Annotated in this window: 8 protein-coding genes; 5 read left to right on the top strand and 3 right to left on the bottom strand. The window is 35.0% G+C overall.

Annotated elements, in window-relative coordinates; all coding sequences use genetic code 11:
• On the bottom strand, nucleotides 1-564 hold a 564-nt coding region (locus RMB13_RS08680; RefSeq protein WP_311084995.1), incomplete at its 3' end, for a KGG domain-containing protein.
• A gap of 475 nt (nucleotides 565-1,039) precedes the next feature.
• Here RMB13_RS08680 and RMB13_RS08675 point away from each other — a divergent pair.
• Both RMB13_RS08675 and RMB13_RS08670 read left to right on the top strand, forming a co-directional pair.
• Nucleotides 1,040-1,438, top strand: coding sequence for a DUF6367 family protein (locus tag RMB13_RS08675; RefSeq protein ID WP_311084994.1), 399 nt, complete (start codon nucleotides 1,040-1,042; stop codon nucleotides 1,436-1,438).
• Nucleotides 1,439-1,583: 145 nt separating this feature from the next.
• Nucleotides 1,584-2,462 carry an SDR family oxidoreductase gene (locus RMB13_RS08670; RefSeq protein ID WP_311084993.1) on the top strand — a complete coding sequence of 293 codons (879 nt, stop codon included), beginning with the start codon at nucleotides 1,584-1,586 and terminating at the stop codon, nucleotides 2,460-2,462.
• A gap of 50 nt (nucleotides 2,463-2,512) precedes the next feature.
• Here the strand turns inward: RMB13_RS08670 and katE are convergent, their stop codons facing one another.
• Together katE and RMB13_RS08660 are read right to left on the bottom strand one after the other, a co-directional pair.
• Entirely contained in the window at nucleotides 2,513-4,657 is a 2,145-nt protein-coding gene (gene katE / locus RMB13_RS08665; protein WP_281832543.1) for a catalase HPII, read from the bottom strand.
• Between the two features lie 49 nt (nucleotides 4,658-4,706).
• Nucleotides 4,707-6,119 carry an iron-containing redox enzyme family protein gene (locus RMB13_RS08660; protein WP_311084992.1) on the bottom strand — a complete coding sequence of 471 codons (1,413 nt, stop codon included), beginning with the start codon at nucleotides 6,117-6,119 and terminating at the stop codon, nucleotides 4,707-4,709.
• A gap of 312 nt (nucleotides 6,120-6,431) precedes the next feature.
• On the opposite strand from RMB13_RS08660, the gene RMB13_RS08655 reads away from it, so the two are divergent.
• The 3 genes from RMB13_RS08655 (at nucleotide 6,432) to RMB13_RS08645 (ending at nucleotide 7,851) form a co-directional block, all read left to right on the top strand.
• Nucleotides 6,432-6,929 (top strand): CinA family protein, encoded by a 498-nt coding sequence (locus RMB13_RS08655; protein ID WP_311084991.1) that lies wholly within the window; start codon nucleotides 6,432-6,434, stop codon nucleotides 6,927-6,929.
• A 259-nt stretch (nucleotides 6,930-7,188) separates the two neighbouring features.
• On the top strand, nucleotides 7,189-7,419 hold the full coding sequence (locus RMB13_RS08650; protein WP_004642433.1) for a hypothetical protein: 231 nt from the start codon (nucleotides 7,189-7,191) through the stop codon (nucleotides 7,417-7,419).
• Nucleotides 7,420-7,533: 114 nt separating this feature from the next.
• Nucleotides 7,534-7,851 carry a hypothetical protein gene (locus tag RMB13_RS08645; protein WP_005041460.1) on the top strand — a complete coding sequence of 106 codons (318 nt, stop codon included), beginning with the start codon at nucleotides 7,534-7,536 and terminating at the stop codon, nucleotides 7,849-7,851.
• Nucleotides 7,852-7,884: the final 33 nt, after the last annotated feature.

The raw sequence follows: 7,884 nt of genomic DNA, 5'->3' as shown, positions 1-7,884 counted from the left end.
TGAACCGCCACGATCGTCATCATCGTCGTCATCACGGCTACGACCACGTCCTCGACTACTTGAACGGCCGCGATCATCATCGTCATCGTCGTCATCACGGCTGCGGCTACGACCTCGGCCACTTGAATGGCCACGATCGTCATCATCATCGTCATCACGACTGCGGCTTCGACCTCGGCCACTTGAACGGCCACGATCATCATCATCGTCATCATCACGGCTGCGGCTACGACCTCGACCACTTGAACGGCCGCGATCATCGTCATCGTCGTCGTCATCACGACTGCGGCTTCGACCGTTACGGTCACTATTTTTATGACTTAAAGCACCAGCTTCACGAGCCTCTTCAGAGGTAAATTCGTGAGCATTTCCACTTGCATGTGCTGCTCGGCCAGCTTCACGAGCTTCTTCAGAGGTAAATTCATGCGCATTACCGCTTGCATGCGCAGCTCGTCCACCTTTACTGGCTATTTCTCTAACTCTTTCAGGATCCATACTTGCAAATCCACGATTTGAAGTACCTGTGCTGTTATTATCTTGATCTTCATATCTTGTATTAGCCATAGTTACATCTTCCTATATTTAATTATAGTCACTACCGCTTTTATTTAACGGACTAAATAAAGATAAAAGATCTATAATATTTTCCTATCTATGCTATGTATCAATCTTTTTAAATGTATATAAAATAAAATAGTTAAAAACCTTATAAATTTATTACTTACAGAAAAATTTAAAGATTTTAATTTTTATTATTTTTACTTTTTAAATACTCAGCATACTTATTATTACTCAAACAAACACTACAATATATTTTTACAAATATATGTTATATATCCCTCTAGATAACAAAAACTTTCAATATAAACAAAATCGTAAAAAACCAAAACAATGGGTTAATTAAAAAAACAGTTGAAAAACATTTAATTTTAATAAAAAACAATAACATATATTATTACATTTCAAAAAAATATTTACTTTCGCAATAAACTTTCATGTTTAAAAATTAATTTAAGATATTTGATGATGAGAAGAAATCATGCAATTCAAAAATCAAAAGCCAACTCCCCAATATATTCATATTTCAATTCCTGAAATTCTACTAGGCCATATTAATATTGATAACACATGGCAGAGCTTTGATCAGGAATGGAGTTATAGAATAGAGCCGCCTTACGCAAGCCATCCCTTTCAAAGAGATGTATATGTAATTAAATCAAAAAAGATTAAAGAAGAAGAAAAATTAATGAGAGACAACTACTTAACTAAAGAAAATAAAAATTTAGAAACGATAGAATCAGCAAAAATAATTATAAAGAAAATATTAGATTTATCTAAAAATTTACCTATAGAGAACTGGTTAAATGATACAGGTCATAGATCTATTATTGAAAGTATGATTGATAAAAACAAAGTTAAAATATTAGAAATCACCTAATATTTAGATAATAAATATTTTTTTACATCTCTATATATAAAATAACAAAGGCAACCTTTTAAAAAAGACAACTTACTCATATTCACGTGGGAATTAAGCATTATAGGAATAGTAAAACTAGATTTTAAACAGAGGTATTTGAAACATGGAAAATTCAACAAATCAGTATCCAACCTCCGCCCCTGCACAAGTCCAATCTCATCAACCTGGTGATCAGGAAAAAATGCATCCAGAACCAGAAGTCATAAAAGCATCGCATAAAGGTAGCGATAAGTTACAAGGTAAAGTTGCCGTAATCAGCGGTGGTGATAGCGGTATTGGTCGGTCCGTGGCTGTATTATTTGCTCGAGAAGGTGCGGATATTGCCATACTTTATCTTGAAGAAGAACAAGATGCCCAAATCACTAAAGAACTTATTGAAAAAGAAGGCCAACATTGTCTTTTACTGAAAGGCGATATTTCAGACCCAGACATTGCAAAACAAGAAATTGATGAAGTGTTAAAGCATTTTGGCAATATTAATATTTTGGTCAATAATGCAGGTGTTCAATATCAGCAAAAAGATATTGTAGACATTAGCAATGAACAATTAGAAAAAACATTTAAAACCAATATTTTTGCAATGTTTTACTTAACAAAAGAAGCTATTCCTTATATGCAAGAGGGAGATAGCATTATTAATACAACCAGTATTACTAGCTATCAAGGGCATGATGAACTCATTGATTATGCAAGTACTAAAGGCGCGATTACTTCTTTTACACGTAGCCTATCAAACAATTTAATGAAACAAAAAAAAGGAATTCGAGTAAATGGTGTTGCGCCTGGCCCAATCTGGACACCATTAATCCCAAGTAGTTTCGATGCAGAAACCGTTGAGAAGTTTGGTAAAGACACACCGATGGGAAGAATGGGTCAACCAAGTGAAGTCGCCCCTGCCTATCTTTTCCTTGCTTCTGATGATGCAAGCTACATTACAGGTCAGGTTATTCATGTAAACGGTGGTCAAATTGTGAATGGTTAAAATATTTGCATAAAAAAGCCCTGAAAGTTTTAACCCTCAGGGCTTTTACTTTAAGCCGGAACGTGCTGAGCTATTTTCTCTCGCGACCAAACCCGATGAGCTTTAAGCAAGTTTTTAAGTTTCTCTGAAATATGCTTAAATTCATCTTCTATTAGTGTTCCTTCATCTGCAACCAAATTAAGCGGTTCAAGTAGATCAGATTTATTACCTAAAAAGACGACTGGTTTTAAATGTTTATAGGCTTCTAATATGTAATGACGAGTTACACCATCTTGTATCACCGCATTTAGATTATCGCCATCAGGAATGATGACTGCATCATAAGCAATTGATGGTTCTGCCATTTGCATGCCATCAGCTGCAATAATTTTGTCTTGATGATCTTTAACTGGTGCTAAGCTCGGTGCTAATAAATGAACAACAGCCCCTTCCTTAATTGCCCAGTTTTTAATGGTTTCTAATGCATCAGACTTCACCAGATTATGGATGAGTACGGCTATTTTTCGGCCTTGAATATCGGCTGGCGGGAAAGCGAGCATGGATAACTTAGCCGATTTTTCAACTGTTTGAGGTTTAAAATCAAGGCTAAGATCAGGTACTTCTATACCTAGATTTGCTCCCACTTGACGTGCTAAATCGAGGTCGATATTCGCCAAAATTTGTTGAACCTGACGTTCTCGAATATGTTTTCTTTTTACCTTACTGAGCTCAAAGGTATACGCATCGACCACATGTTTTTGCTCATGAGGTGCAAGGCTCTTGTAGTAAAGACGAGGCTGAGAAAAATGATCGGAAAAAGATTCACTTCTTTCACGAATCTTTTGACCACTCACTCTTTCATAGTAACTTTCAAATCCACCATTTTCTGCCGCTGGAGGTGTTTCAACCGGCCAGTTCCCATCAATTGAATTTGGTTGATAAGAAGCTTGCCCTTTATGAATAGTATGCTGATGAATACCATCGCGTTGATTGTTATGGAATGGGCATACAGGTTTATTAATTGGTATTTGATGGAAATTCGGTCCGCCTAAACGACTTAACTGTGTATCCGTATATGAAAATAGTCGTGCCTGTAATAAGGGATCATTTGTAAAATCAATACCCGGTACAATATGCCCCGGACAGAAAGCAACCTGCTCTGTTTCAGCAAAGAAATTATCAACATTTCGATTTAAAACAAAACGGCCAATAGGTGTGACAGGAACTAATTCTTCAGGAATAATTTTTGTTGGGTCAAGTAAGTCGAAATCGAACTTCATTTCATCTTCTTCTGCAACAATTTGCACCCCTAATTCCCATTCAGGATACACGCCTTTCTCAATGGCTTCGTAAAGATCTCGACGATGGAAATCAGGATCTTTACCTGCAAGTTTTTGTGCCTCATCCCAAACCAGAGCACTTAAGCCTTGTTTAGGGGTCCAGTGAAACTTAACAAAATGAGCTTTACCTTCAGCATTAATTAAACGGAAGGTATGCACACCAAAGCCTTGAATTGAACGTAAATTACGAGGAATAGCACGATCAGACATCGCCCAAATCACGGCATGCGCGGACTCTGGTACTAAAGACACAAAGTCCCAAAATGTATCATGCGCACTCGCTCCAGTAGGCATTTCAGTATCTGGTTCAGGTTTTACCGCATGTACAAAATCAGGGAACTTAATACCATCTTGTACAAAGAAAACTGGAGCATTATTGCCGACCAAATCGAAGTTGCCTTCTTGCGTATAAAATTTAATAGCAAATCCACGAATATCACGAACGGTGTCGGCTGAACCACGTGGCCCTTGTACGGTAGAGAAACGTACAAAAATTGGAGTTTGAATAGATGGATCCGTCAAAAAACCCGCTTTCGTTAGACGCTCATTACCTTCATAAGCCTGAAAATAACCGTGAGCTCCTACGCCACGAGCATGCACAATACGCTCTGGAATTCGTTCATGGTCAAAATGGGTAATCTTTTCTCGTAAGATAAAATCTTCTAATAACGTTGATCCACGCGTTCCTGCTTTTAGACTATTTTGGTTATCAGCAATTTTAACCCCCTGATTTGTGGTTAAAGCCTGATTTGTAGCATCATCTCTTACTGTATCTAACTGTTCAGTTTTTTGAGTGGTATTGGCTTTGTTTGCCTCATCAGCACCAGCCATTTCACTTGTTTTATTTGTTAATTTAACGTTATCAGTCATGTTTATTACCTATATTTTAAAGTTAAACTTTGGGTGAAGTAGAAAAATTAAAGAGCTAGTTTTTGTTAAAAGAATTTAAATATGGGAAAAGGAGTTCAACATATTTACGTGTGCTCCAAAGTCCAATACTTTTATGATGTGAATCTGGCCCCAGAAACGGAGTCAGCTTGCATATTTTTATGGCAAGATCATGTGATTTCTGCACACGCTCTTGTAATGCATCAAGCTCGCCATCAGAGATATAGCTAAATAAATAATCTTGAATACGCTGGCTAGTATTTAATGCTCTGCTATATGCCAAGAAATTAGAAGAATGATCATTGCCCGCAATCCAGTCATGAATGATCTGACGCTCTACAGGGTTAAATACCCCATACATTTTTCCATTCTCATCATTAATTAATCTCCAGAAAACACTCTGTTCAGGGTCAGCATTAAATTTAATCCACTTATTCTCAATTAAATGAGATAGCAGCCCCTCAACATCGTCTGGGTTAGATAACCATTGATTAATCGTTTTGCACCCGAAATCTCTAGTTTCGTTATGAATTAACTGCCCAACCAATGCTTTTCTCTTTAAAATTTTAAGAACAAAATCTTCAAGATTTAAATTTTTTATAATACTAGAAGAGCCTACGCCATGATTGTTTAGCGCAAAACCACGTTTTAATTTACTTAGAAAAAGTTCTTTATCTCTATATTTATCATAAATATTTTCTATAACTTTAATCGCTTTATTTGCATGTCCATTATCAATGTTATCAATGGTAATGTGCAGATTGAAGTACTTAGAATCGATGCCAAGCTCTGCAAGCTCATAATTGCTAATAAGTAGATGAAGTGGCAGTTGCTCATAGCCTAAATTAAAGCCCACAATCTCTGGAATAAACTCAGGTGGAGCATAACCAAGCGCTAACTGAATCACAGCATTATGGTAATATTCATCTGCTAAAAGCAGCTCAAAGCTATCGAGTCCCAAACTACGTAGCAAGTCATCATAAATACATACGTGATTTGCCTTAGGTTCACCTAACCCAAGCTCTTCCAAATAGGTAATAATAAGATCGTGGAAAACTGGGTCATTCCAATAGTGAACACAACTATATAGCCATGCACCATCTACTTTTTTGGTTGGAGAAACTTTAATTAAAAATTCAAACGCCTGACCGACATTATTAAAGTACTCTCTCTCACCTCCGCTTTGTCTGCGGTTTAAATAAGACTGAAATACCTCACAATTTTCTTTATTATTGTTCTCACACCATGCTTTAACCATATTTATATGTGAAGGGAAATCAATTTCATTTTGATCTATTTTATCTATTTCTTTAGTTAGAAAATCTCTTGCTTTCTTTTCTTTTTCAAAACTAGAAATATCAGGATCAAGGAAAAAAACAAATAATTCGTAATAGTTCTGTTGATTATCTTGCAATAGGTCTAATAATCTTTCTTTCACTACAACAGGCATTTCCATTCTCCTTTTGTGAGATATAAATTACCATACTTTAATCAAAGTATAATCCCAGTATCGCTTTGTTATATTGCGTTATTAAAAATAATTGTTTTCCCACAAATCTTTAAAATTCAAAAACATAACTTCTCACACAAAATTACATTCTCATCTTTAGAATAATTTAACTTCCTGTTTCTATAAAAAAATATAAATTTTAATTTTTTATTACATTAAGTTACCTTTAAAATTATAAAGATTAAAAAATTAACATAAAGTAATTAAAAATAATTTTATAACTAATTTAAAAACAATTGAAAGGAGAAAAAAATGTTTAATTCATGCTGTAAATTATTAGCACAAGAAAAAGTTAAAATTGCATTTTTTGAGAGTGCTTCTGCGGGTTATTTAGCTTACCGCTTTTCTTTAAGCCCCTATTCCGGCGACATACTTATTGGAAGCTTAGTCAGCTATGACTTACGGGTTAAAGAAAATACCCTTCACATTTCTTCGGAACTTATTGAAAAATATACACCTGAATCCATGCAAGTCACTGTAGAGATGATCAAAAAAGGTAAAGACCTTATAAAGGCAGATATTTATGTTGCTTGCACGGGATTATTAAAAAAAGGTGGATCAGAAACAAAAGAAAAACCGGTAGGTACCTTCTTTTATTCTATTTATTATAAAAATAATTTTTATAATTTCCGCCGTATATTTAAGGGCCTTCCCTACATTAAGCTAAGACAACTTGTTTATTACATTACTCAAGATATAGAATTCATAATATTAGATAATAAAAAAGATAATCTCACTAATAAAAAATAACAAATACATATTTAGAAATGATCATAGTGTTTCTTTAACATCAATGTACTTAAATGTAATTTTATCCATCTTCATATTAATTATGTTTATCGATAAAATCTTCATTATATAAAAATCAAAGTTTTAATTAGTTTCTAAAGTTACAGTTAAATATAGGGTAACACCCTTAGACTTCACATTTAAAATTTTCGTGTTTAAATAAACCTATCTGAAGCTCTCAGATAAAACACACATCATAAATGATATGAGGTAATTAAAGATGAGCACTACTAATAATCAAAGCAATCAACCTAATAATCAGCAGCAACAACAGCAGCAAAATGACAACCGTAATAACCAGCAACAGCCAAATGGCAACCAACAGCAAAAAGATCAACAGCAACAAAACAATCAGCAACAACAGCAAAATGACAACCGCCGCCCACAACAAGGCTCTAATCAAAAAGATCCTAGTCAACAAAACTCAAATAACAATAATCAGCAACGTTAATTCATTGCCGATTTAATTGTCATTTGATGCGGTCTTCATTTTATTTAGGAAGGTGCCTTCACCTTCCTAAATTCAACATAAGCATAAAATTTAATAATAGATGAGGAAAAACTGATGACAGATCAAAATAGCGATCACGCACGACTGCCAGCTGGCGACCATAACTATTCTGATACTTATTGGCGCGAAAGTTACGTTACTCGTCCTTATTATCAAGAAGCTCAGCTTACTACTCCAGATCTAGATTATGATCGAGATTTCTCGACAGCCTATGAATTAGGTCATCGTGCCCGTACCGAATCTGAAGAAGGTGCTCAATTTGAAGATGTTGAAGGTAGCCTTCAACAAAAATGGGAAGAGCTGAAAGCTGAATCCCGCTTAAAATGGGAACATGCTAAACAGGCAATTAAAGATGCATGGAACGATAGATAGTATTTGTATGTAATATCTTCTATTTATTAATTT

Origin of the sequence: Acinetobacter sp. V102_4, from assembly GCF_031799005.1 — a bacterium.
Classification (GTDB): Bacteria; Pseudomonadota; Gammaproteobacteria; order Pseudomonadales; family Moraxellaceae; genus Acinetobacter; species Acinetobacter calcoaceticus.
This window is presented reverse-complemented; position numbering and strand designations above follow the sequence as displayed.

Bases quoted from the DNA above. Each gene is read 5' to 3' on its own strand.
- RMB13_RS08655 (WP_311084991.1), top strand. From the start codon at position 6,432: ATGTTTAATTCATGCTGTAAATTATTAGCACAAGAAAAAGTTAAAATT.
- RMB13_RS08645 (WP_005041460.1), top strand. From the start codon at position 7,534: ATGACAGATCAAAATAGCGATCACGCACGACTGCCAGCTGGCGACCAT.
- RMB13_RS08670 (WP_311084993.1), top strand. From the start codon at position 1,584: ATGGAAAATTCAACAAATCAGTATCCAACCTCCGCCCCTGCACAAGTC.
- RMB13_RS08660 (WP_311084992.1), bottom strand. From the start codon at position 6,119: ATGCCTGTTGTAGTGAAAGAAAGATTATTAGACCTATTGCAAGATAAT.
- RMB13_RS08675 (WP_311084994.1), top strand. From the start codon at position 1,040: ATGCAATTCAAAAATCAAAAGCCAACTCCCCAATATATTCATATTTCA.
- RMB13_RS08650 (WP_004642433.1), top strand. From the start codon at position 7,189: ATGAGCACTACTAATAATCAAAGCAATCAACCTAATAATCAGCAGCAA.